The organism is Paraburkholderia aromaticivorans, from assembly GCF_002278075.1.
Taxonomy (GTDB): domain Bacteria; phylum Pseudomonadota; class Gammaproteobacteria; order Burkholderiales; family Burkholderiaceae; genus Paraburkholderia; species Paraburkholderia aromaticivorans.
The window spans coordinates 1,674,270-1,696,323 of sequence record NZ_CP022990.1; the positions used below are offsets into that span (position 1 = coordinate 1,674,270).

The window sequence follows — 22,054 nt, forward strand, 5'->3', positions numbered from 1 at the left end:
TCCGCGTGGTCAACCCGCCACCTGCCTGAACGGATCGAGACCCAGATCGATCAGGCGGCGCTCACGCACCACGATCTCGGCGCTTGCCGTCATGCCGTAGCGCAACGGGTAGCGCGTGTCGGCAATCTGGTAGTAATCCTTGTCGAGCGTGACGCGGCCTTCGTAGACCGGCTGCTTGTCCGTCGCCGACGGCTTGGTGGCCGGCGAGATATAGGCCAGCGTGCCGCTGATCAGCCCATAGCGCTGATACGGAAAGGCGTTGAATTTGAGCTTGACGGGCAGACCCTCGTGCAGAAAAGCACGGTCGTGTTCGGCAATTTCGATTTTAAGCACGGGCCGCGCGTCTTTGGGCGCAATGCCCCCGAGCGGCGCGTTGGCCTGAATCTTGTCGCCGCGCTGGGTCGATGTCACGTCGGTGATGACGCCCGAGACCGGCGCGAGAATCAGCAGGAAATTGTCCTTGTCGATGTTCTCGAAGCGAATCCGCGCGGCCGCTTCGGAGACCAGCCGCGCGCTTTGCAGTTGCAGGCGCAACTTGTCTTCCGCGTCGGTAATGTCGCGCACTGCCGAATCGTATTGAAGCTGCAGGTCGGTGGTTTGCTGACCGCTGGTTTCCAGTTGCGCATTGGCCTGCGCATATTCGTGGCTGAGGCGGAAATCCAGCTCCGCGAGCTTCGATTGCGCGACCCGGTATGCGTTATCCGCTTCCATCGCCGCGGTGCGCTTCTGCTCCACCTGCAATTCGGCAATGCCGCCGCCGCCCGGTTGCGCGAATAGCCGCGAATAGCGATCCAGTTCCTGACGCGCCGCTTCGCGCGTGCGCCGGGCGTTGTCGAGCACGCTGCGAGCTTCGTCGAGTTCGGCCTTCTGCCCTTCCGCGAGTTTGGTCGTGCCTTCGGAGACGCGATTTTCGTGCTGGCGTGCTTCCACTTCCATCTGCGCCTTGAGCGCGGCGGCTTTACGCTCCATGAGCGCCTTCTTCTCGGGAAACTGCTTCCAGTCGCGCTCGGCGTCTTCCAGTTTGAGTTGCGCTTGCAGCGCGTTGCTGGCGGCCTCGATCGCACCGCGCGCATTCAGCCGCGCCAGCACGTCGCCTTTCGACACGGGTTGGCCCTCGGCGATATAGAGGTCCGCGAGCTCGCCGTCGATCGGCGCGTAGATCCGGCGCACCTCCGATTCCGGCGACAATGTGCCTTGCGCGCTGACGATCACGTCCGCCCGTCCCACGAACGACCACAGCAGACCGACCACGACGAGCGCGACCATCGCCCAGATCAGCGCGCGCGCGAGCCGCACCGGTTCCGCCGTCAGAATCGCAATGCCTTCGACACTGTGATCCTCCAGCGCCTCCGACAACGGTCTAGGGTGATTGTCGCGTTTCACTCTGCTCGCCTCCGATGAGTGCCAGCTTCGCTTTCAGAAGTCCCGGATCCAGCACCATGCGCAACTCGGTCAGCGAACGGCGCTGCAAGTTGGCTTCGGCTTCGATATCGGCGAGCAGACGGTCGAAGTCGGCGGGGTGATCGGCCTTCAGTTGCGTGTAGATGCGCATGCCCTGTTGCGCCGACGTTTGCGCCTCGGACAGCAGACGCGCCGCGCTGCGAAACCCCGGCGAGATTCCCGCTTCGAGACGTTGCGTTCCGCCGATCGATCCGCTCGCGCGATACTGTTTCCATAGGGTCTGGGCGCGCAACAGCAGGTCTTGGGCACGCGCCAGCGCTTTGTCGTGCAAGGCGGCGACGTCTTTCTGAATCGATTGCAGGAACCAACCGTCCGTTGCCGGGACGAGGCTCGCGTAGAACGACAGCAGGCGTTGGTCGTAGTCTTTATCGCCGCGCGTCTTCTGCAATTGCGCGTACTGATCGAGCAAGGCCTTCTTGTGCGCCAGTTCCGCCGCGAGCACATCGGACCACGGCCCGGCGGGCATGGCCTGCAAACCGGCCAGCGCCTGTTGTGCATCGCCGCGCTGCCATGCCTCCGCCACCGCGTCATGGCGCGCAATGACGTCGGGTGACGGCAAACGGCTGGCCGCCAGTTGTTGAAACTGCGCCTGAAACGGCGGCGTGCTGAAATGGGCCGTTTTCAGCATCGCGAGCAATGGCGCTAGTTGCCGGCCCAGCGCGGCGTTCAGCAAGTCGGTATATTGGCGTAGATCCTGGCGCACCCGGTCGATGCCCGCGAGACGCGGATAGCGCTGCGCGTAATCGTCGAGTACCGGAGGCAGCGCATCGGGCTTGTCGCGCGCCAGCTCGGTGCGAATCGTCCCATTCAGACGGTCGATGGCGGCGAGATACACCGAGTCGTCGCTTTCCAGCTTGCGCAGATGGCTCAGCGCCAGGGCATAGGGGTCGGCGAACACGGGGACGTAGGACGCGATCCGGTCGAGCGCGCGCTGGTGGCTCTTGGCGTCGTCTTCCCAGCGTCGCAGCAAATTGCCGATCGTGCCCTCGTCCGTGTACATTCGAATCGGCGCCTCCACGCCGCCGCGTCCCGCCACGAAGCGCTCCAGATCGCCCACCCACTGTAATTCGCCGATCAATGACGCGGCATCCGCGTTGTTTGCACTCAACGATTTCATTTCGGTGAGCAACGCGTCGGCCTGATCGAACTGCGCCTTTTCCAGCGCATTCAGCCAGTTGGGGACTTTCGCCTTCAACAGCGCTTCGCTCGCGAGCGCGCTGACTTTCGTGTCCGTGGGATGGCTCGCCAGGTAGCCCTTTGCCGTGGTAACCGCGCTGCTGTAATCGCCGTTGGCGAGCAGGTTCTTCAACTCGCGCTCCGACGAACCGCGCATATAAAGTGTCGACGCGATTGCCACCAGCGCCGCCACGCCCACGCCGCCCCAGATCGCGATACGCCGCACGCTCGTGCGATCGCCGATTGCAAAGGCGTTACCGAGTTCGCCAGCGAGCAAGCGCCAACGTTGCGGTTTGCGCTTGCCCGCGCCGGCATGGGCGGCGCCATGCGCACCGTTCGTTCCGTTCGCGCCTTTCTCCATGCCCGTCGGCGTGTCGCGTTTCGCATGCGCGGACGTGGGCTGCGCGGCCTCGTTGACTTCGTCTTCCCGTTGCACACCAGGGTCGACGCAAAAGATATCGAGGAAGGAATGCGCGGCGCCGACGAACGTGGTTTTGTCCTGATCGGCGGCTTCGGCGGCGGCCGGATTGAGGCATAGCTGGGTCACGGTGGGCTCGACTTCAGGGGGGTTCTGCAGCGTCACCCTGTAGACGAAGTGATCTCCGCCAAATGCAACGAGGTCTCCCTCTACGAGCGGCAGCGCGGATTCGTCCAGCCGCTTTCCGCCGACGAATGTCCCGTTGGTGCTGCCGAGATCTTCGACATACAGTTCGCCGCCCTTCAGAAAGATGTGAGCGTGACGCCGCGAAATGTAGTTGACCTGGTGCGGGTAGCGGTCCTTGTAGCGCGAAAACACCTCGTCCGTTTTGCTGACGAGAAACGGAAAGGCCTGCACCTCGATGGGTTGCAGGCCGAGGTCGTCGCGCTGCGGCACCAGCAGCAATCCCGGCGCGGCGGACGAACTGGCGGCCGCCACGATACGCGCGCGAGGCTCGATGCCCACCCGGTAGCACAGCTCGCCACCGAAGCACAGTTCGTCGCCGGCACGCAGACGCGCCGGTGTTTGCCGCACCGCGACGCCGTTCACCGTCGTGCCGTTCTTGCTGCCGAGGTCGGCCACGTAGACCGCGCCATGTTCCGTGAAAATCCGCGCATGGCGGCGGGACAGGCGCGCAATCCGTTGCGCCGGATAGTCGGTAAACGGCGCCTCGCTGCGCCCGATTGCAAAGAGGTTGTCGACGATCCGGATCGCATCCAGCGCGGGACGTTGCGCGGACGCAGCCGGCGACAACACCACGTCGAACGCGGCGTCTTCAGTCGCGCGCATCTCAGCAATCGGAGCTTCGCCGGCGGCCATTTTATCTGGATCACTAAGCGTTTACCCGCGGCGGCGAGAGCGCAGCGGAAACGGGACGAAGGACTACGGCGAAAAGATATTGTTCGAGTGAGCCGTGCATGGGCCGGCCCCTTAAAGATTGTAAGTCACACATGGCGGGTGTCAATTTTCCGATCGTCGGTTATGAAGGCAACGAGTGCATCAGATACAGCCGAAATACCCCCTGTTGCGCGCCACATTGCGGTTTAGCTCAGTGTTCCTTTACTTCTGTCTGTACGTCGACGCTCGGCCAGCCCCCGCCCAGCGCTTTATAAAGCAGCACCGTGTCGGACAGAATCTGCTGATGGTTGGCGAGCAATGCCTGCTGCGCCTCCAGCAAGGTTCGCTCGGTTTCGAAAACCTCCAGTTGCGACACCACGCCGAGGCGCAGTTGCGACTGGATCTGATCCGCCACGATTTGCAGCCGCGCCACTTCCTGCTGCAGTTCCACCCGCTGTTCCTTGTGCGAATTCACATTGACCAACGCGTTTTCCACTTCTTCGAACGCGGCCATCACCGCCACGCGATACTGCTGCTCGGCAACCGTCGATTGCGCCTGCGTGACTTTCACGTGCGCCCGCACGCCGGGATCGAGCAGCGGAATGTTGATGCTGGGCATGAAGCCGTACGTGAACGATTTCAGCAGATCGGTCAGCGCAAAACTGGCGGTGCCGCCGTGCGCGGTCAGGCTGATGGTCGGCAGTTGCGCGAGTTTTGCCTGGCCGACGAGGTCGTACGCTTCCAGCACTCTGAACTCCGCGGCCACCACGTCGGGACGCCGCGCGAGCAGTTGTGCGGGCAGGCCGTCAGGCACGGCGGGCAGTTGCACGCGCTGCTGCAAATGTCCCTTGGGCATCTGAAACTCGCCCGCCGGCACGCCAAGCAACGTGCAGAGCGCGTTGTTGGCAAGCGCGCGCGAACGGCGCAGATCGAGCAACTGATTGGTCAGGCGGTTGATCTCGGCCTGCTGGCGCAACACCTGGGTTTGCGGCACGAGGCCGTTGCGGCGCTGGCCGTCGTAAATCGCGAGAATCTGCCGGTTCGTTTCGAGGGTTTTCTGTTGCTGTTCGATCTGATCGTCGAATTGCAGAATCTGGAAGTACGTGCTGGACACGTTCGACACCAGTTCCAGATAGCCGGCTCGCCAGTCCGCTTCGCTGGCGTGGAATTCCGCCTTTTGCGCCTGCACGCCTTTTTCGACTTTGCCCCAGATATCGATGTCCCAGTTCACCTGCGCCGCCAGGTTGTATTGCTTGGAGAACGTTTGGTGGGTGGTCTTTTCGAAATCGGCGCCGGCGCCGAGGTCCATGGTCGGCAGGGCGCCTGCCTTGGCTTCGCCGATCTGCGTGCCGGCCACGTCGATGCGCGCGGCCAGCACCTTGATATCGAAGTTGCCGGCAATCGCCTTCGCGATCAGCGTGTCGAGATAGGGATCATGGAAGCCTTTCCACCAGTCGGGTTCGATCGTCGCCGCAGCCGAGACGGGCGAGCCCTTCTGATCCGACCACGACGCCTTGGCGGGCGTGTCGGGACGCTTGTAATCGGGCATGCTCGTATCGACGCAGGCCGTCAGCGATAGCGCGCAAACCGTTGCCGCGCAAACGCAACGCAGCGCCAGTGTCCTGCGATAAAAGCGCTGACGAGCTGATGAAAGCAACGCTGACACAATGGTCTCCGATGACGCCCACTTCATTGCACGAGGAGAACGCGCCCTTTAAGTAAAGCATCTCCTGCGCGGCTTCACCATCGAAGCGAGGCAAGAATGTCGGCGCGGGAATCGGGCGGTGACGCGGGGATGGCGTGGAAAGAACGATTGGTTGCGAATTCTTTTTGAGGAGCGGCCGGTAGGCGCCCGCGGAGGCCATCGGACCCCCGCGGCGGCCTGCATCGTTTAATGCAGGTTGATGTTGTTGCTTGCGCTCACGTGCGGATCGATCGTGGTCGAGATGCCGGAGACGAACGCTGCGTTGTTGCCGTTGGCGTTCTGGATGTCCAGCTGCGTGTTGATCAGTTGGGTGGCGTTGACCGTCTTGCTGTTGTTCGGCGCGTACATCGGCATGAAGTTGAAGTACGACGAGGACGGATAGTAGCCGGTGCCGCCGCGCACGGCGCTCATGGCCTTGCTGTCGAGTTGTTCGGTGATGGACAGGTCTTTGATGGTCAGCGTGTTCATGGTAAATCTCCTGGAAGGGAATACTGCACAGTTTGCGGTTGGGTTCGAGCAACTTGTCTGCTCGAGTGTCACTAATGCATGGGCTGTGCCAGTCTTGCTTTCCTCTCCTAAGAAATTTGCCGAAGCGCTGTAGATAAAGGGTTGCGGGGTGGCCCGGGAGAACGCCCCGGCAAAGAGCAATGAGCCGGCGCGGGGAAGATGGTGGATCGCGGCCAACAATCCGCGTGAAGCTGTTGGTTGCGGCGTCACACCAGGCAGTTCGGGTGTCACGCCGCGCACGGCGTCATCGAGCAATGACGGTGATCTTCTTCGAGTACACGGGTGGATTGTGCGGGACATGCATGTCGTCGCCCATCAGCAACTGCAACGTGTGCTTGCCCGGCGGAAGTTGAATCGTCGTCTCCGTTTCGCCCGCGCCGAAATGCAGGTGGTTACGGTCCGACGGAATCTCCTGATCCATCGGCGGCAGATCCGTGTCGATCAGCAGATGGTGGTGGCCGGTATTCGGATACTTGACGCCTTTGGGCGCCACGCCCATATACCGAAGGCCGAACCACACCTTGAACGGCTTGTTGGCCGGTACGACCTGGCCGTCGTTGGGATAGCCGATATAGGCATGGGCGCCCGCCGGTGCCGGCGTCGTACCCGCAATGACGACATTCGGCGAAGCCAATACCGCCGACATGGCGAGCGCCGCGACCGCGATGATCTTGTACATGGAGGTCTCTCCGTCCTGACGGATCCGCTTCGAGCGAACGGATCGCGCTAGTCTTTTAGCACGGTGATGGTGATCTTCTTCGAATACACGGGCGGCACGTGCGGCACGTGGTTGTGATCGCCGAGAATGAGTTGCAGTGTGTGTTTGCCCGGCGGCAACTCGATACGCGCGTCCGTTTCACCCGCACCGAAGTGCAGGTGATTGCGATCCGATGGGATTTCCTGATCGAGCGGCGGCAGATCGGTATCGATCAGCAGATGGTGATGGCCGGTGTTCGGGAACACAACGCCTTTCGGGCACACGCCCATGTTCCGCAGGCCCATGCGCACCCACAACTTGCCGCCGTGAATCACCGCGCCATCCGGCGGCCAGATGATGTACTCCTCCGCGCCCGGCGGCGAGGCCGTCGGCTCGGCGAGCGCAAATGCGCCCGGCACCATACCGCCGAACATGAGAACGAGCGTTGCACGCAACGCCTTACGCCGCGCCTCGCGATGAGGATTCGATTCGTGACGCACGTCGAGAACAACGGGGGTAACGGTTCTTCGCATAGCGCACTCTCCCGAAGAGCGGTCATGGCCACCCCGGCTGCGCGAGGCAGGCCGGGCGTCCGGCTGGATATCGCGGGCGCGCGCACGGTTTGACGGCCACCCTGTATATAACGACCGTGCCGCCTTACTTTGTGAATTAGCTTAGGACGTAACTTGCCAAAAAGATACGCCACACTCGTTAACCGTATAACGCGTTCGGGGCAAGTGGACGGTTGTGGCGCGCAAAGCGCGTGCTATCGTTATTAAGAGGTTGCAGATGGATGGTCGATAGCGGCGTCGATGTTTCGCGCGACTGACTCCAGCAACGGCTGCGAGTGGCGCGGTGCCCGATTGCCTATGTTCTGTCCGGAACAAACAGGATGTGAAGATGTGGCGAATATTCATGCTGGTGTGCATGGCCGGGGCGATGCAGGCGCATTGGGGCAATGCCTTTGCGGCGCCGCAACGTGAGGGCGCCCAGGCGAACGCGAGTGCGGCGCCCATGGCGCAATGGCCGCTCACGCCGTTCGCGCCGCCATGGGGCAAGCCGCCGTCTCCGCGAATTGCGCTGGTGATCGGCAACGGCGCTTACGGTGCTGATCGTGCTGATCGTGCTGATCGTGCTGATCGCAATGATGCGCAAGCGGACGCGCTGCGGAAGAACGCCCCACGCGATGCCGAGGCCATGCGCGACAGGCTGAAGGCACTCGGCTTCGATGTCGTCATGCGCACGAATGCGACGCCGCAGCAAATGCGGCAGGCCATCGGCGAATTTCATGAACGCTTGCGGGCAGGCGGCGTCGGTCTCTTTTATTTCGCGGGACACGGCATGCGGATCGGCGCGCAAACAATGCTCATTCCCGCCGGACTGGATGCTCGCTTGCCGGCCGCGGTCTTCAGCAACGCCATCGAGCTGAATACCGTGTTGCAGGCAATGCGCGCGCCGCGTGACGGCAAATTCAACCTCGTGATCCTCGATACGTGTCTGAACAATCCGTTCTCGGCAGACGTGACGGGCGATGCATCAGCGCTTCCGGACCACACGGTAGTGGCCTACGCGACCGCACCCGGCGGCTTCGCAGCAGACGGCGCGCGTCATGGCGTCTATACGAATGCATGGCTGCACGCCCTCGACAGCGCTGCGTCACAGCCCCTGGCGAACCTTTTGCAGCGCGTCGCGGCGCAGGTTCGCGACGCGACTGGCGGCGAGCAAGCGCCGTGGCTTGCTGCGTCGCTTCCTCAATCCTTCTTCATGGCCGACGCTGCGTCCGCTGCCTGGGACAATCCCGTGGTCACACTGCACAGCCGAGGCATTCTGCCCAAAGACAGCAGCGAGCAATACGAAATCACCTTCTGGGATTCGATCAAGGACAGCAACTACCCGGCCGACTATGAGGCGTATCTGAAGGCCTATCCGAACGGCCGCTTCGCCACGCTCGCTCATGCGCGCATCGACCGTTTGCGCGCGGCGGGCGCGTCGACTGCGCCGTCCGTGCCCACGCCCGCTGCGTCCTCGGTAACACCGGCTCATCAAACACCGGCTCCGCAAACCGCGCGGCCAACGCCGCCGCCCACCGCGCCAGCGCCCAAGCCCACCGCCAGCGCCGCCCCGCCGGCCACGCCCCCCGCCGCCGCGGTCGCGCAAAAGCCCGTCACGCACGCGCCGGTTGCCGGCGAAAGCCGCGATTGCGCCACCTGTCCGATCATGATCGCCGTGCCCGCTGGTTCGTTCTCGATGGGCAGCAGCACCGACGATCCTTCCGAAAAGCCGGTTCATCACGTGAGCATCGGCGCGCCGTTCGCGATCGGCAAGTACGAGGTGACGGTCGAACAATGGAACGCCTGCGTTGCCGCCAATGCGTGTCAGAAGCTCACGCCCGAAAGCAATACCAACAAAGCGGCTCCCGCGCGCGACCTCAGTTGGGACGACGCGCAGCAATACGTGAAATGGTTGAGCAAGAGCACCGGCAAACCGTACCGCTTGCCCACCGAAGCGGAGTGGGAATACGCCGATCGCGGCGGCACCACGACCGCCTACTGGTGGGGCGAGCAGATGCGCAAGGGCAACGCCAATTGCAAGGACTGCGGCGACCCGTGGCACAAGGAAGGACCCGAGACCGCAGGCTCGTTCGCACCGAATCCGCTCGGCCTGTACGACATGAACGGCAGTGTCTGGGAATGGACCGCCGACTGCTGGCACAACTCCTACCAGGGCGCGCCGGCCGATGGCCACGCATGGGAGACCCCCGGCTGCGACATGCGCGTGATTCGCGGCGGTTCGTGGCGTGAAGGCGGCGGCTATATGCTCAGCGCGACACGCTTCAAATACAGCTCGGGTGTGCGCCAGTCGCAGGACGGCTTCCGGGTCGTCAAAGATCTCAAGTGACTTGTGGGGCCGCGGCCGGTTCACAACCGGCCCGCAGGCCGCGCTCACACTTCGCGCTCAGGGCGAGCGCGGCTTCGTCGTAATCGGCGCGAAATCGGCGACGATGTGGTCGCGCCCATATTTGCCGCCGATCTGCGCGAGCCGCGCGTCGAGTGCGTGCAGGTAATCGGCGCGCGATTCGCTTTCGGGACGCGGCTTGTCAAATAGCGGTGCTGGCGTAATCAGCAGCACCACCATCTCCGATCCGAACGGCTTTGAAATGATCCAGTCGCCGGCGCCGCCGATCGTCGCGGCATAGTGCGGCGGCGCCTGATTGTCCTTTGCGCGCGGGCTCGGCACCATGTGCACGACGCTGCCGTCGAGCTGGTAGTAGTCGAGGTTCACATACGAGTCGTAGCCCGGCGTGGTGACGTCGACGACCAACGGGTCGCCGTCGCTCAACTGACCGCCTGGCGGCCGCACGTGCAAGGCGGCAACATGGCCGGCTTGCATATTGGCCACCCAGTAGGACGCGAGCGCTTTGACGGTGTCGCACTTATCGTCGGCGAGCGGGTCGACGGCAAGCGTCAGCGTATCGACGCCCGGCAGGGCCGCCAGCGTGTCCTTCAAATGCGGCGTGCCGTAGCGTTGCGAAACATAGCCCCGCACCGTCAGCGAGTGGTCCTGTACAGAGGCCGACAGTGCTGAACAGGGCACTTGCGTCAGCGCGGATGTGACGGCGGCGAGAGTCAGCGCCGGCTTCGGCGCGGGCGGCGACACCGACGGCGTGACGGGCACGGCCGCGACCGGACTTGCCGGCGGTGGCGTGGCGGGCGCCGCAGCGACCGGACTTGCCGGCGGTGACGGCGCGGGCGCGACAACCGGGCCCGACACGGTTTCCCCCGAAGCCGACGAAGCCGCCTGCTCCGCCAGGGCCTGCGACGCGCCCGCCTGCGTCTGTGCCCCGTTCTGCCGGTTCGGCGCCGAGCGGAACGCGTACACGCCGACCGCGGCCGCGCACACCACCGCGAAACTCGCGAGTCCCACCTTCGCCAACGTGCCCGACTTCTCCGCGCGCGCTTCGTTATCAAACTCCGCGATGAAGCGCTCCACGCTCGGCATGCGCGTATTGCGATCGAACGATAGCGCCGAGCGCAACGCGCGCCACTGTCTCGCGTCGAGATTGGGCGGCCGCTGCGGCTTGAAATCGGCATTGCGGGCTTGCGTCGCCGACAAGCGGTCGAACGGATGGTGGCCGGTCAGCAACTCATACGTGATGCAGCCGAGTGCGTAGATATCGTCGCGTGGATCCGGCTCGCGGTGCTCGATCATTTCCGGGCTGGCATATGCGGGCGTCAATGCGCCGAGGCTGCCGGGATCGAAAACGGTTGCGTCGCTCTCCTCTTCCGGACGCTGGAACACACGGGCGATGCCGAAGTCGATGACTTTCACTTCGGCATTCGTCGTGAGAAACACGTTGGCGGGTTTGAAGTCGCAATGCACGAAGCCGCGCTCGTGCGCGTAGGCGAGCGCGCTGCTCATGCCGCGCACGATCGGCAGCGCCGCGCGCACCGGCATGCCCTGGTAGCCCGGCGTGCGCAGCAACTGGCTGAGCGGTTTGCCGGACAGGTACTCCATCGTCAGGTAGACGATCGGCCCGTCGCGGTCGAAGTCGTACACCGTGATGATGTTGCGATGCGCGAGCACCTGCGCCTTGCGCGCCTCGCGCTGCAACGCGACGAGCGAATTCGGGTTGCCGCGGAACTGGACGTTGAGCACCTTGATCGCGAGATACGGCTTGCGATCCGAAGCCTCGAGCTTGCGCAGGTCGAGCGCCTTGTACACCGTGCCCATGCCGCCGACGCCCAGGCATTCCTCGAGCACGAAACGGTTATTCAGCGTGTCGCCCGTGCCCTTGATCTGATCGTGTCCGGCCGCGCCGCCGGTGCTCGTCGCGTTGGACGCACTGCTCGAATGGTTCCCGCTGCCCGCGCTGGCCGAGCGCACCGACGGAAGCTCGACCGTGGTCTGGATGCCGGTCTCGTCGCCGCCGGCCGCCACGTTCGAAACGCGCAACTGTTCGATGCGCCGCCGCACTTCCACATAGAGATCGTCGGGGAGCGGCGCTTTGCGATGTGCCGCGCCGAGCATATCCAGCAGCTGCGTGGGACCGAGTCCTTCGGTCGTCAACGTGCTGTCGAGTTGGGCCACGAACTCGTCACGGGACAGCTCGCCGTTCTGAAAGTCGTGAATCACACGCGCAAGGCTAGCCATTTGTGCGAAGCACCGCCGCTGCCGTTGGGCCGGATCGCACGCGATCCGAGACTCTCGGGCCGATAGAAAACCTGTCGTAACCGGTTACATGTGCCGCTTCGATACTAGCTCCAGGCCCGTGCTTTCGCAAACCAGGATTGGCCCGCTGCCTGCGAGGCGGGCGTGTGTCGTGCGCTATCCAACAGCGTAACGCGGTTTGTCGGGCGCGCGCCGTCAGCCTCGCATCCCGCAGGCACGGCAGCACGTCTTCGCCCATCCGGCACGGCGGCGCGAAAGCCTTATTCGGCAAGCCTTCTCCCACTTTCTTAGGAACCTTGAATAAAACTGGCACAGCCCGTGCATTAGTGACACTCGAGCAGACAAGTTGCTCGCAATCCACCCCAAGCCAGTGACCCTTACCTCCAGGAGTTTCACCATGAACACGCTGACCATCAAAGACCTGTCCATCACCGAACAACTCGACAGCAAGGCCATGAGCGCCGTGCGCGGCGGCACCGGCTACTATCCGTCCACCTCGTACTTCAACTTCAGCCCCGTCTACGCCCCGAACAACAGCAAGAAAGTCGATGCCACCCAGCTGATCAACAACGAACTGAATCTCCAGAGCGCCAACGGCAACAACGTCGCGTTCGCCTCCGGCATCCACTCGACGGTCAACCCCTACGTCACCACGAGCAACAACATCCACGTGTAATTCGTGACGCGGCAAGGCGCCCGGCTTCCCGGCGCGCTTTGCCGCCCGCCGATTACCCGCGTCCCGCGCGCACCTTTGGAGAAGCACCATGTCATCCCTCATGATTCGCGATCTGTCCGGCACCCGCGAGCTCGACCGCCGCGCCATGTCGGCGGTGGCCGGCGGCACCGGCAGCAGCGTACCCGGCCTGCCCTCGGTCGCCGGCCTTGGCGGCATTGCCAACGTCAACGTCTCGGTGAACCAGAACCTCAACCAGTTGCAGTACGTCAATGTGGCGGCGCTGAACAACGTCGGCGTGATCGGCGCGGGCTTCGTGCCGCTGCACCTGAACGTCAGCCCGTCGCTGTGGGGCGCCAACTACGCCAACGTCTGAGCGCTCGCGGTAGCGAGGCCCGGGGGGCCTCGCTACCGCCGGCAGGCCATCGCCGGCCGGCGAGCCACGAGCAGATTTCCTATACTGATAGTGCGAGGAGACCTCAGCACATTTCACGATATACCCGAGCGACAGCCGGTGCTTTCCACCGGCCAGCCGCTCGACTTCTTTCCTGGAGCCACCATGGCGAATCTCATCATCAGGGACCTCTCCGACAGCATCGAACTCGACCGCCAGGCAATGGCGGCCATTGTCGGCGGCGCCAGGATTGGCGCACGGCTGAATGTGGCCGTGCCGCTGGTGCCGGTTTCGGCACGTGTTGTCGAATATCCGCCCGGATTTCCCGCAGCGCACCAGACCATTGCCCGGGCGGCCATGCAGCGCAAACCGTAGCGCGGCCGCCCGCGGCGCTGCAGGTTCACAGCAGCGGCACGCGTCACACACGCATGCCGTTTGCTTGTGTCGCGAGGGGAGCGCCGTTAGCCGACAACCCGCACGCGGTTGGTCGGCGCTCACCGAACACTTCGATCCCGCCTCACCTTCACCGGGCCTCATGGCGGATAAGCGCATGACGCCTCTCCCTTGCAGGCCTTGCGTTGCCGGCTCGCATACGGTTTCCTCGCGCATCGCGCGCAATTTGGCATAGCCCTTGCAGAACATGGCTTGAGCACCGCACTGTGCTCGCCCATCCAACTTCAGGAGTAACGCCATGAAATCCACACTCATCCTCAAGGACCTGCCGCGCTCCGCGGAACATGCACATGACGACATGACGCTCACCGCCGAGCAGATGAAGGCGCTGCGCGGCGGCCGTTCCGTCGTCGTCACCGTGGACCGCGGCGGGTTAGGCCATGTCGACGACTTTGAGATCAACACCGCCATCTTCGAAGGACGCATTGGCGGGACCTACCTGTAGGACGCGCGAGATGTCCGCAATTGGAAACGGGCCCCTTGCGCGTCTTCGCCGTGAAGGGGGCCTGTTCATTTGATCTGGTGAATGTCCGGCCCTGTCGTTCATTAATGCGCCCCGTCCTTTCATGCAACCCCTTTCAAGCAGCGTCGCCTCGACGCTCACGCTTCGGTTCTCCGACGTTGAACGACGTTCATTAGACGGCCGCTCGTCGAAACCGTCAAAGCCGATGATCTCCTCACGCGAAGTCATCTGGTCCGCGATTGCATCGGACGATCACGGTTAAGCGATCCGTGCTGACAACAGTGCGACAGCAGGATTGCAAGGCATCCAGTCGCCTTGCCGCGAATCTCGCACGCTCCGTCTGCCCTCCGTTCGACATCTTCCACCGGCTTCGCATCCTCGAAGTCTGAACACGCGCACGTCAATGCAGCGCGATTCAACGGTGTCAGTGTCGTGCGCTATCCAACAGCGTAACGCGGTTTGTCGGGCGCGCGCCGTCAGCCTCGCATCCCGCAGGCACGGCAGCACGTCTTCGCCCATCCGGCACGGCGGCGCGAAAGCCTTATTCGGCAAGCCTTCTCCCACTTTCTTAGGAACCTTGAATAAAACTGGCACAGCCCGTGCATTAGTGACACTCGAGCAGACAAGTTGCTCGCAATCCACCCCAAGCCAGTGACCCTTACCTCCAGGAGTTTCACCATGAACACGCTGACCATCAAAGACCTGTCCATCACCGAACAGCTCGACAGCAAGGCCATGAGCGCCGTGCGCGGCGGCACCGGCTACTATCCGTCCACCTCGTACTTCAACTTCAGCCCCGTCTACGCCCCGAACAACAGCAAGAAGGTCGATGCCACCCAGTTGATCAACAACGAACTGAATCTCCAGAGCGCCAACGGCAACAACGTCGCGTTCGCCTCCGGCATCCACTCGACGGTCAACCCCTACGTCACCACGAGCAACAACATCCACGTGTAATTCGTGACGCGGCAAGGCGCCCGGCTTCCCGGCGCGCTTTGCCGCCCGCCGATTACCCGCGTCCCGCGCGCACCTTTGGAGAAGCACCATGTCATCCCTCATGATTCGCGATCTGTCCGGCACCCGCGAGCTCGACCGCCGCGCCATGTCGGCGGTGGCCGGCGGCACCGGCAGCAGCGTACCCGGCCTGCCCTCGGTCGCCGGCCTTGGCGGCATTGCCAACGTCAACGTCTCGGTGAACCAGAACCTCAACCAGTTGCAGTACGTCAATGTGGCGGCGCTGAACAACGTCGGCGTGATCGGCGCGGGCTTCGTGCCGCTGCACCTGAACGTCAGCCCGTCGCTGTGGGGCGCCAACTACGCCAACGTCTGAGCGCTCGCGGTAGCGAGGCCCGGGGGGCCTCGCTACCGCCGGCAGGCCATCGCCGGCCGGCGAGCCACGAGCAGATTTCCTATACTGATAGTGCGAAGAGACCTCAGCACATTTCACGATATACCCGAGCGGCAGCCGGTGCTTTCCACCGGCCAGCCGCTCATTTCATTTCGGGCGGAGCGTCGTCAGCCTGTCACTAACAACGCCGGAGATACCGGCGCCCGGGAACATTCCTCTTCGCTGCTTCGCCATGAAAGGGCTTTTTCATTTAGCCTGGTGAATGTCCGCACGCGGCGACGCCGCATGCCGCGCGCTCGCCTATGATGCTTAGGACGCCACGTGGTTTCTCATTGCCGTCCGCCAATAGCACGTACTATCCGGACAGCTTGCTGGCGCAGCAGTGATCGCGACGCGCCGCAGCCACGACGCGCCGCCCACCATCAGCGACGATGGCAGCGCGCCACGAGCCGGCATCGCCCATTCGGATTGGAGACGCGCAATGAAATTCATCGTCCAATGGAACGGTCTGCCGACCGCCGAGAGTTCCGTCATCGAACGCTTCATGAAGACCGGCGGCCAACCGCCGGACGGGATCAAATTGCTGGGGCGTTGGCACGCCATCGGCGGATTGCACGGCTTTGCGGTCGTCGAAGCGGACGACACCCCCGGCATCTCAGCACTGGCGCTCGAATGGGGCGACCTGCTTACCATGAGCATCTTCCCGGCCATGACCGACGAAGAACTCGGCGCCGCCCTCGGCAAACATCTGGCCGCTCGCAACAAGTAGGCACGCCATGAGCACCGGGCTCGCCGCGCCGCTTCCGAGCGGGCAACTGCTGCCGTTCCGCGAATCGCTGCTGGCGATGCTCGGCATCGCGTTCGTCGCGATGCTGGTGGCGCTGGATCAAACCATCGTCGGCACCGCACTGCCGCGCATCGTCGCCGAACTGAAGGGCTTCGATCTGTACGCGTGGGTCGCCACGTCGTACATGCTGGCCTCCGTCATCACGATTCCCATCTTCGGGCGGCTGGGCGATCTGTACGGCCGCAAGCGGTTTCTGATCGCCGCGATCCTTCTGTTTACCGGCGCTTCGGTCCTGTGCGGGCTCGCTGGCAGCATGTTGCTGCTGGTGGTTGCGCGCGGCCTGCAAGGGATCGGCGGCGGCATTCTGATCGGCACGGTGTTCGCCACTGTCGCCGACCTGTTCCCGAATCCGAAACTGCGGTTGCGCTGGCTGGTGTTCGTCACGTCCGCCTTCGGCATCGCCAACATGATCGGGCCGACGCTCGGCGGCATGTTGACGCAATATGGCGGGTGGCGGCTGGTGTTTTTCGTCAATGTGCCGGTCGGACTCGTGTCGCTGCTGTTCGTGCAGCGCTTTCTGCCGCCGCTCCTTCATCTGCGGCGCAAGGGTCCGGTTCGGCTCGACTGGCTCGGCGCGTTCGTGCTCGCGGTCACATTCGGCGCGGTGCAACTGCTGATCGAACTGCTTCCGAGGCGCGGCCTCGACGCCACGACCATCGTGCTGGCCATTCTGAGCGCAACCTGCGGACTCATTCTCTGGCTATGGGAGCGGCGCGTCGGCTATCCGATCGTGCCGGTGGACATGCTCATGGACCGCAAACTTTCCGCGCTCTTCGCGATGTCGGTGCTCGGCGGTTTCGCGCTCTTTTCGCTGGTGTTTTACGTGCCGCTGCTGTTTCAGGGCGGCTACGCGATGTCCGCGCATGACTCGGGCATGTTGATCACGCCGCTGCTGCTCGGCACGACGGTGGGCAGCGTGGTCAACAACCGCATCGTCACACGAATCCACCGCGCAAACGGCATCATGTATGTCGGCTTTGCGCTGTCCGCGCTCGCCTGTCTCAGCGTGGTCGTCTTGCGGGGCACGGAGCCGCGTCTGGTGTGGATGTCGTGCATGGGTATCAGCGGCATCGGGCTCGGTCTGGTCGCAACCAGCCTGACGGTCTGTTCGCAGCAGATCGTCGCGCGGGATCACGTCGGCGCGGCCACCGCGCTGCTTCAATCGCTGAGGACGTTCGGCGGCATGCTCGGCACCGTGATGACCGGCGCGTTGCTCGGCCATCTCTATTCGCGCGGGGTGCATCGCTCGCTCGACTCCTATCAGGCGACGCAGTGGTTCAAATCGTTCGCCAGTCCTGAACTGCTGGTGGACCGCGCGGAACAGGCCGCGCTGATCAATCGTCTGGTGAGCGCGGGCCAGGCGGGAGACGCCATGATGAAGTCCGCACGCGAAGCACTGGTGCAGTCGATTCACATCGGCATTCTGGTGGCCGGCGCCGCCGCGCTGATCGGACTGTGTCTCGCGTGGTTCGTGCCGCCCGTGCGAATCAGCTATCAGGACGCTGAACTCACGCCGGACGGACAATCCCCGGCAGACGCCCTTCCATCGCGCCGCAGCGCGCTGTAGAGGCCTTGCCTGGCGCCACGCCATGTTCTTCTTGCATTCTGTATCGGTCGATATATAATCGCTTTCTATATCGACCGATACAGAACGGTCGTCAGCTATGCAGGAAGGACCTACACCATGGCAAGACCCCGCGAATTCGACGAGCACGAGGTGCTGGAAGCCGCAAGCGCGGCCTTCTGGACCAAAGGCTATGAGGCGACCACCACGCGCGACCTGGTGAAATCCACCGGTCTGACGCAGCCGAGCCTCTACAACGCGTTCGGCGACAAGCGCACGCTTTATCTGCGCGCGCTGGAGCATTACCTCGAGCACACGTTGCGCGAGCGGATCAACCGCCTGGAACGCACCGTGTCGCCGGCTCAAGGCGTCACCCTGTTCTTCCACGAGATTCTGGAGAGAACGCTCGCCGACCCCGGCAAGCGCGGCTGCATGCTGGTCAATTCGGCGCTGGAAACTTCATCGGACGACGAAGCATTTCGTGAAATCGTCGCCACGGAATTCGCCGAAGTCCGCGCGTTCTTCTACCGCCGCATGGTCGCGGCGAGCGAGAGCGGCGAGATCACCGCCGTCGTTTCCGCCGATGACGCCGCCACCCATCTGCTGGCCACGTTGATCGGCGTTCGCGTCCTCGCGCGGGTCAATCCGCAACCGGCGCTGCTGGTCGGCGCGATTGCGCCCGCTTTGCTGCTGCTCGGTTTGCCTGCTCTACCGGCGCAAGACCCGCACGTCTGAGCCCGGCGCCTGACTGGGCGCGCCCCTTCACATCGATTTCACCACCGACATCCGGCAGCGCCGCCATTCGCGCGCGCACCGGTAAAGGAACCGTCATGTCCGCTGCACCCATAACATCCGCCAGTCCGGTCTCACTGGATGCCCGCGCGCTCTTCGCAACACTCGCCGGACTGTGCGGCAGTCTCGTCGCCATCGGACTCGCCCGCTTCGCCTACACGCCGTTGATTCCCTCACTGATCCAGGCCCACTGGTTCACCTCGTCGCAAGCGGTAACGCTCGGCGCGGCGAACTTCGCCGGCTATCTGGTCGGCGCGTTGATCGGCAGGCCGCTCGCCTCCGCGCTGTCGAACCGCAGCGCGTTGCGCATCCTGATGGTTGTGGTGACAGCCGCCTTCTTCGCCTGCGCGTATCCGCTTTCGGTGAGCTGGTTCTTTACGTGGCGTTTGCTGTCGGGCATTTCCGGCGGCGCGATCATGGTGCTGGTGGCCACGTCGATTCTTCCGCATATTCCGGCACCGCGCCGTGGCTTCGTGAGCGGCATGATCTTTCTCGGACTCGGCCTGGGCATCGCGGCATCCGGCACGTTGATTCCGAAGTTGCTCCACTTCGGCTTGCAGACCACGTGGATCGGCCTGGGCGGCGTGGCGCTGGCGCTCACAGCCGTGAGCTGGTTCGGCTGGCCCGCAACGAATCCGCCCGCGGTGCTCGCGCCGGCCGGCGCGCATCACGCGGTGCGCGTTCAAGGCTTGACGCTGCGCGTGCTGTACGCCCAATACGCGGCGAACGCCCTCGGCCTCGTCCCGGCGATGGTGCTGCTCGTCGACTACGTCGCCCGTGGCTTGGGACGCGGCGCTGCGATCGGCGCCGACTACTGGGTCCTGTACGGCCTCGCTGCGATCGTCGGCCCGGTGATCTGCGGCAACGTTGCCGATCGCATCGGCTTCGGCAACGCGTATCGCGTCGGACTGGTTCTGCAAGCCGGCGCCGTCGGCCTGCTCGCCTTGTCAGGCGGCCCGGCGGCGCTGGCTGTCTCGACCGTGATTCTCGGCATTTTCACACCGGGCATCGTGCCGCTCGTGCTCGGACGCATTCACGAACTCGTGCCGCACGATCACACCGAACAGCGCGCAGCGTGGAGCCGCGCGACGACCGCCTTCGCGCTCTTCCAGGCGCTGGGTGGCTACGGCTATTCGTACCTGTTCTCGCATACGCATAACGATTACACGTTGATCTTCACTTGCGGAGCGATAGCGCTGAGTCTCGCGTTCGTCGCGGATCTGGTTGCGCCGCGTCCCGGCGCTGCACGCAATCCGGCGCAGTAACCGGGCTAGCCGATTTCCAGCTCGCCCCTTCGCCTTAGGCATGCGGTTTGCTCAACCATGACATCGATACTGCCGTACGCAGAAGCGCCCACACCGGGCCCTGCGTGGCTGTCGTGAAGACAGATCTTATCAACCAGGCGGAGGTCATTCATATGTTGGGAACTATTCTTCTAGTCGTGCTGATTCTTCTCCTGATCGGAGCGCTTCCCTCGTGGCCGCATAGCCGTTCGTGGGGCTATGGTCCGACCGGCGGTATCGGCCTTGTCGTGATCGTGGTGATCGTGTTGCTGATCGTCGGCGTCATATAGTCTTCGCCGCCGCAGCATTTCGGAGTATCCGTATTTTCCAGGCTGGGTCGCAGGCCGCCGGCTATCCCTGCAGTTTGCTGCACGGATAGCCGGCGGCCTTGCTATGTCGACGCTCGACCCATCTTGCCGCTGTGTCACGCCGGGAGAAGCGATGGAAAAATTACTCGCAAATCAGGTCGCTCTAGTCACGGGCGGCAGTTCGGGCATTGGTTACGGTGTCGCCAAGGCGCTCGCCGACGCAGGCGCGGTTGTCGTCGTGAACTATCACTCGCAAGCCGAAGCGGCGCAACAGCTTGCCGGCGAGATCGAGAAAGCAGGCGGCGCCGCGCTCGCGGTTCAGGCCGACGTCTCCGATCCGTTACAGGTCGAGAAGATGTTCGCGGCATGCCGTGCGCGCTTCGAAAGCGTCGACATCGTGGTCGCGAACTCGGGTTTGCAAAAAGACAGCGCGTTTGCCGAAATGACGCTGGAAGATTGGCAGAAGATCGGCACGACGTTGTTCGTCGACGGCGGCATGACGCTCTACCCCGGTTTCGGCGACAACGGCTAGCCGTTGCCGGCGATCAGTTGTTCGAAGAGATCCGTATCGCCCATCTGGCCGCCTTTAAGCATGATCTCCATGCCGTCGAGTTCCGCGCGATCGGCGTGAAGCCGGCACACGGTGACGCCCGCCGATAGCGGCGCGAGATACGACAGGCCCCATGCGCCCAGCGCGCGCACGGCAAGACTCGACGTGTCGCCACCCGCAATGCCGATGCGCTGCAAGCGCACGGCGCCGAGCACCTGTTGCAACAGCGACGCACAGGCGTGCGCGAGCCGGGGCAACGCACCGCCTTCGCCCGACGGGCGGCGCGTCGTGTACGCGAGTACGTTGCGTCCGTCGCGCAAGGGGCCGGCGATTGCCGCCACACGCGTCGCCAGATAATCGGACGCCGCCTCGCCGGTCATTTGCAACGGATCCAGTTCCACGCGCAGATAGGACTGCGCCGCGCCGATCTGCACCTCGGTCAATGGAGAGAGGCTGCCCGCCAACACGAACACGGGGCCGCGCGCACGCGCCAGCGGTGGCGTGGCGCGCTCAGCAGCGGCGCATTCGGCAGTACGCTTGCGCGCCAGTGCGTAAGCCTGCGCGACGCTGCTCGCACCTACCGCAAGCAACGGCGCCGACGCTGCGGCGTGGCGCGCGATCACGCGGCCAATCGCTTGCAGATGCGAATCGTCGAGGACGTCGAACAGCAACGCGTCGGGTTTCGAATCGAGCCGGCGCCGCACTTGTGCTTCAAGCGCTGACTCACCGGCGGCATAGCAGCGCCAGTCGATCGATTGCACATTGTCCAGCCCCTGGCGCCGCAGATGCACACACAAGTCCGCTTCGTTCATCGGCGTGACGGGATGGCGGCTCATGGTCGGATGGCGGTCGATGCGATAGATCGACTGCGCGCTATCGTCCGCGCCGGCTGCCGCGAACAGTTCGCCGAACACGCAATAGCGCCGCAAATTCGGCTGACCGCCGATCACCGCGACGAGTTCGTTCGCACAGTACTCGCGCAAGGTGCGAAGCGCCACGCCGATGCTGCCGGTTTCCGGCGCGCTATCGAACGTCGAGCACACCTTATAGTGCATCACCTGCACACCGAGTGCGGCAAAAGCGGCGCCGGCCTGCTGAAGTTCCTGCCGCTGCGCGGCGGGCGCCATGGTCCGCGCGGCGCCCGCCACGCCGATCGCATCGAGCCGGCCGAGCATGGCGAGACGCGCGGCATCCGGCGGGGAAAAGAACAGCATGGTGCGCAAACCCGCGCGAGCGAGATGGGCCAGCGTGTCGGTTGCGCCGGTGAAGTCATCGCCGTAGAACGCGTAAGCCGGCCCGTGGCCGTTCATTCCGCGCACGCCGTTCATCGTGTGTTCGGTCCCGTGTGC

20 protein-coding genes and 2 pseudogenes are annotated in these 22,054 nt (G+C 63.9%); 14 read left to right on the forward strand and 8 right to left on the reverse strand.

Annotated features, from left to right (window positions below):
• Positions 1-9 precede the first annotated feature (9 nt).
• The 6 genes from CJU94_RS27180 to CJU94_RS27205 all read right to left on the reverse strand — a co-directional run bounded on the left by CJU94_RS27180 (position 10) and on the right by CJU94_RS27205 (position 7,394).
• Entirely contained in the window at positions 10-1,383 is a 1,374-nt protein-coding gene (locus tag CJU94_RS27180) for a beta-barrel domain-containing protein (RefSeq protein WP_095421719.1), read from the reverse strand.
• Positions 1,361-3,934, reverse strand: a complete 2,574-nt coding sequence (locus tag CJU94_RS27185) for an FHA domain-containing protein (protein WP_095421720.1) — start codon at positions 3,932-3,934, stop codon at positions 1,361-1,363. Before CJU94_RS27185 ends, CJU94_RS27180 begins: the two co-directional genes overlap by 23 nt.
• Positions 3,935-4,163: 229 nt before the next feature.
• Positions 4,164-5,618, reverse strand: a complete 1,455-nt coding sequence (locus CJU94_RS27190; RefSeq protein WP_095422819.1) for an efflux transporter outer membrane subunit — start codon at positions 5,616-5,618, stop codon at positions 4,164-4,166.
• 225 nt (positions 5,619-5,843) lie between these two features.
• Positions 5,844-6,125 carry a hypothetical protein gene (locus CJU94_RS27195; protein WP_095421721.1) on the reverse strand — a complete coding sequence of 94 codons (282 nt, stop codon included), beginning with the start codon at positions 6,123-6,125 and terminating at the stop codon, positions 5,844-5,846.
• 283 nt (positions 6,126-6,408) lie between these two features.
• A complete protein-coding gene (locus tag CJU94_RS27200; protein WP_095421722.1) occupies positions 6,409-6,843 on the reverse strand; it encodes a DUF4399 domain-containing protein in 435 nt (144 codons plus the stop codon).
• A 47-nt stretch (positions 6,844-6,890) separates the two neighbouring features.
• Entirely contained in the window at positions 6,891-7,394 is a 504-nt protein-coding gene (locus tag CJU94_RS27205; RefSeq protein WP_095421723.1) for a DUF4399 domain-containing protein, read from the reverse strand.
• A 481-nt stretch (positions 7,395-7,875) separates the two neighbouring features.
• Between CJU94_RS27205 and CJU94_RS42590 the strand changes: the two are divergent.
• Both CJU94_RS42590 and CJU94_RS42595 read left to right on the forward strand, forming a co-directional pair.
• Positions 7,876-8,562, forward strand: a pseudogene (locus tag CJU94_RS42590) (caspase family protein); the annotation flags it as partial.
• A 546-nt stretch (positions 8,563-9,108) separates the two neighbouring features.
• Entirely contained in the window at positions 9,109-9,759 is a 651-nt protein-coding gene (locus tag CJU94_RS42595; protein WP_425272232.1) for a formylglycine-generating enzyme family protein, read from the forward strand.
• Positions 9,760-9,816: 57 nt separating this feature from the next.
• Here CJU94_RS42595 and CJU94_RS27215 read toward each other — a convergent pair whose 3' ends face one another.
• Positions 9,817-12,012, reverse strand: coding sequence for a serine/threonine protein kinase (locus CJU94_RS27215; RefSeq protein WP_095421725.1), 2,196 nt, complete (start codon positions 12,010-12,012; stop codon positions 9,817-9,819).
• A 415-nt stretch (positions 12,013-12,427) separates the two neighbouring features.
• Here CJU94_RS27215 and CJU94_RS27220 point away from each other — a divergent pair, with 415 nt between their 5' ends.
• From CJU94_RS27220 to CJU94_RS27275, 12 genes and pseudogenes are all read left to right on the forward strand, one after another.
• On the forward strand, positions 12,428-12,706 hold the full coding sequence (locus CJU94_RS27220; protein ID WP_095421726.1) for a hypothetical protein: 279 nt from the start codon (positions 12,428-12,430) through the stop codon (positions 12,704-12,706).
• 88 nt (positions 12,707-12,794) lie between these two features.
• Complete coding sequence (locus tag CJU94_RS27225) at positions 12,795-13,079, forward strand: hypothetical protein (RefSeq protein WP_095421727.1); 285 nt, start codon at positions 12,795-12,797, stop codon at positions 13,077-13,079.
• 183 nt (positions 13,080-13,262) lie between these two features.
• Entirely contained in the window at positions 13,263-13,472 is a 210-nt protein-coding gene (locus tag CJU94_RS27230) for a hypothetical protein (RefSeq protein WP_095421728.1), read from the forward strand.
• Positions 13,473-13,788: 316 nt separating this feature from the next.
• Complete coding sequence (locus CJU94_RS27235) at positions 13,789-13,995, forward strand: hypothetical protein (protein ID WP_095421729.1); 207 nt, start codon at positions 13,789-13,791, stop codon at positions 13,993-13,995.
• A gap of 696 nt (positions 13,996-14,691) precedes the next feature.
• Positions 14,692-14,970: a hypothetical protein gene (locus CJU94_RS27240; protein WP_095421726.1), complete on the forward strand. Its 279-nt coding sequence runs from the start codon at positions 14,692-14,694 to the stop codon at positions 14,968-14,970.
• An 88-nt stretch (positions 14,971-15,058) separates the two neighbouring features.
• Positions 15,059-15,343, forward strand: a complete 285-nt coding sequence (locus tag CJU94_RS27245) for a hypothetical protein (protein WP_095421727.1) — start codon at positions 15,059-15,061, stop codon at positions 15,341-15,343.
• Between the two features lie 400 nt (positions 15,344-15,743).
• Positions 15,744-16,130: a DUF3303 domain-containing protein gene (locus tag CJU94_RS27250; protein ID WP_425272199.1), complete on the forward strand. Its 387-nt coding sequence runs from the start codon at positions 15,744-15,746 to the stop codon at positions 16,128-16,130.
• 7 nt (positions 16,131-16,137) lie between these two features.
• Complete coding sequence (locus CJU94_RS27255; RefSeq protein ID WP_095421730.1) at positions 16,138-17,775, forward strand: MFS transporter; 1,638 nt, start codon at positions 16,138-16,140, stop codon at positions 17,773-17,775.
• Between the two features lie 117 nt (positions 17,776-17,892).
• The gene (locus tag CJU94_RS27260) at positions 17,893-18,507 is read left to right on the forward strand and encodes a TetR/AcrR family transcriptional regulator (RefSeq protein WP_095421731.1); all 615 of its coding nucleotides are present in this window, start codon (positions 17,893-17,895) and stop codon (positions 18,505-18,507) included.
• Positions 18,508-18,602: 95 nt separating this feature from the next.
• Positions 18,603-19,829: a YbfB/YjiJ family MFS transporter gene (locus CJU94_RS27265; RefSeq protein ID WP_095421732.1), complete on the forward strand. Its 1,227-nt coding sequence runs from the start codon at positions 18,603-18,605 to the stop codon at positions 19,827-19,829.
• A 152-nt stretch (positions 19,830-19,981) separates the two neighbouring features.
• Positions 19,982-20,137 carry a DUF3309 family protein gene (locus CJU94_RS27270; RefSeq protein WP_095421733.1) on the forward strand — a complete coding sequence of 52 codons (156 nt, stop codon included), beginning with the start codon at positions 19,982-19,984 and terminating at the stop codon, positions 20,135-20,137.
• 151 nt (positions 20,138-20,288) lie between these two features.
• Positions 20,289-20,633 (forward strand): annotated as a pseudogene (locus tag CJU94_RS27275) (SDR family NAD(P)-dependent oxidoreductase); the annotation flags it as partial.
• Positions 20,634-20,683: 50 nt separating this feature from the next.
• Here the strand turns inward: CJU94_RS27275 and CJU94_RS27280 are convergent.
• Positions 20,684-22,033, reverse strand: coding sequence for a four-carbon acid sugar kinase family protein (locus tag CJU94_RS27280; protein WP_095421734.1), 1,350 nt, complete (start codon positions 22,031-22,033; stop codon positions 20,684-20,686).
• Positions 22,034-22,054: the final 21 nt, after the last annotated feature.

Excerpts from the sequence above, each read along its gene's own strand:
- CJU94_RS27220 (WP_095421726.1), top strand. The coding sequence starts at position 12,428 with ATGAACACGCTGACCATCAAAGACCTGTCCATCACCGAACAACTCGAC.
- CJU94_RS27265 (WP_095421732.1), top strand. The coding sequence starts at position 18,603 with ATGTCCGCTGCACCCATAACATCCGCCAGTCCGGTCTCACTGGATGCC.
- CJU94_RS27205 (WP_095421723.1), bottom strand. The coding sequence starts at position 7,394 with ATGCGAAGAACCGTTACCCCCGTTGTTCTCGACGTGCGTCACGAATCG.
- CJU94_RS27215 (WP_095421725.1), bottom strand. The coding sequence starts at position 12,012 with ATGGCTAGCCTTGCGCGTGTGATTCACGACTTTCAGAACGGCGAGCTG.
- CJU94_RS27230 (WP_095421728.1), top strand. The coding sequence starts at position 13,263 with ATGGCGAATCTCATCATCAGGGACCTCTCCGACAGCATCGAACTCGAC.
- CJU94_RS27185 (WP_095421720.1), bottom strand. The coding sequence starts at position 3,934 with ATGGCCGCCGGCGAAGCTCCGATTGCTGAGATGCGCGCGACTGAAGAC.
- CJU94_RS27200 (WP_095421722.1), bottom strand. The coding sequence starts at position 6,843 with ATGTACAAGATCATCGCGGTCGCGGCGCTCGCCATGTCGGCGGTATTG.
- CJU94_RS27235 (WP_095421729.1), top strand. The coding sequence starts at position 13,789 with ATGAAATCCACACTCATCCTCAAGGACCTGCCGCGCTCCGCGGAACAT.
- CJU94_RS27245 (WP_095421727.1), top strand. The coding sequence starts at position 15,059 with ATGTCATCCCTCATGATTCGCGATCTGTCCGGCACCCGCGAGCTCGAC.
- CJU94_RS27270 (WP_095421733.1), top strand. The coding sequence starts at position 19,982 with ATGTTGGGAACTATTCTTCTAGTCGTGCTGATTCTTCTCCTGATCGGA.
- CJU94_RS27240 (WP_095421726.1), top strand. The coding sequence starts at position 14,692 with ATGAACACGCTGACCATCAAAGACCTGTCCATCACCGAACAGCTCGAC.
- CJU94_RS27225 (WP_095421727.1), top strand. The coding sequence starts at position 12,795 with ATGTCATCCCTCATGATTCGCGATCTGTCCGGCACCCGCGAGCTCGAC.
- CJU94_RS42595 (WP_425272232.1), top strand. The coding sequence starts at position 9,109 with ATGGGCAGCAGCACCGACGATCCTTCCGAAAAGCCGGTTCATCACGTG.
- CJU94_RS27280 (WP_095421734.1), bottom strand. The coding sequence starts at position 22,033 with ATGAACGGCGTGCGCGGAATGAACGGCCACGGGCCGGCTTACGCGTTC.
- CJU94_RS27195 (WP_095421721.1), bottom strand. The coding sequence starts at position 6,125 with ATGAACACGCTGACCATCAAAGACCTGTCCATCACCGAACAACTCGAC.
- CJU94_RS27260 (WP_095421731.1), top strand. The coding sequence starts at position 17,893 with ATGGCAAGACCCCGCGAATTCGACGAGCACGAGGTGCTGGAAGCCGCA.
- CJU94_RS27255 (WP_095421730.1), top strand. The coding sequence starts at position 16,138 with ATGAGCACCGGGCTCGCCGCGCCGCTTCCGAGCGGGCAACTGCTGCCG.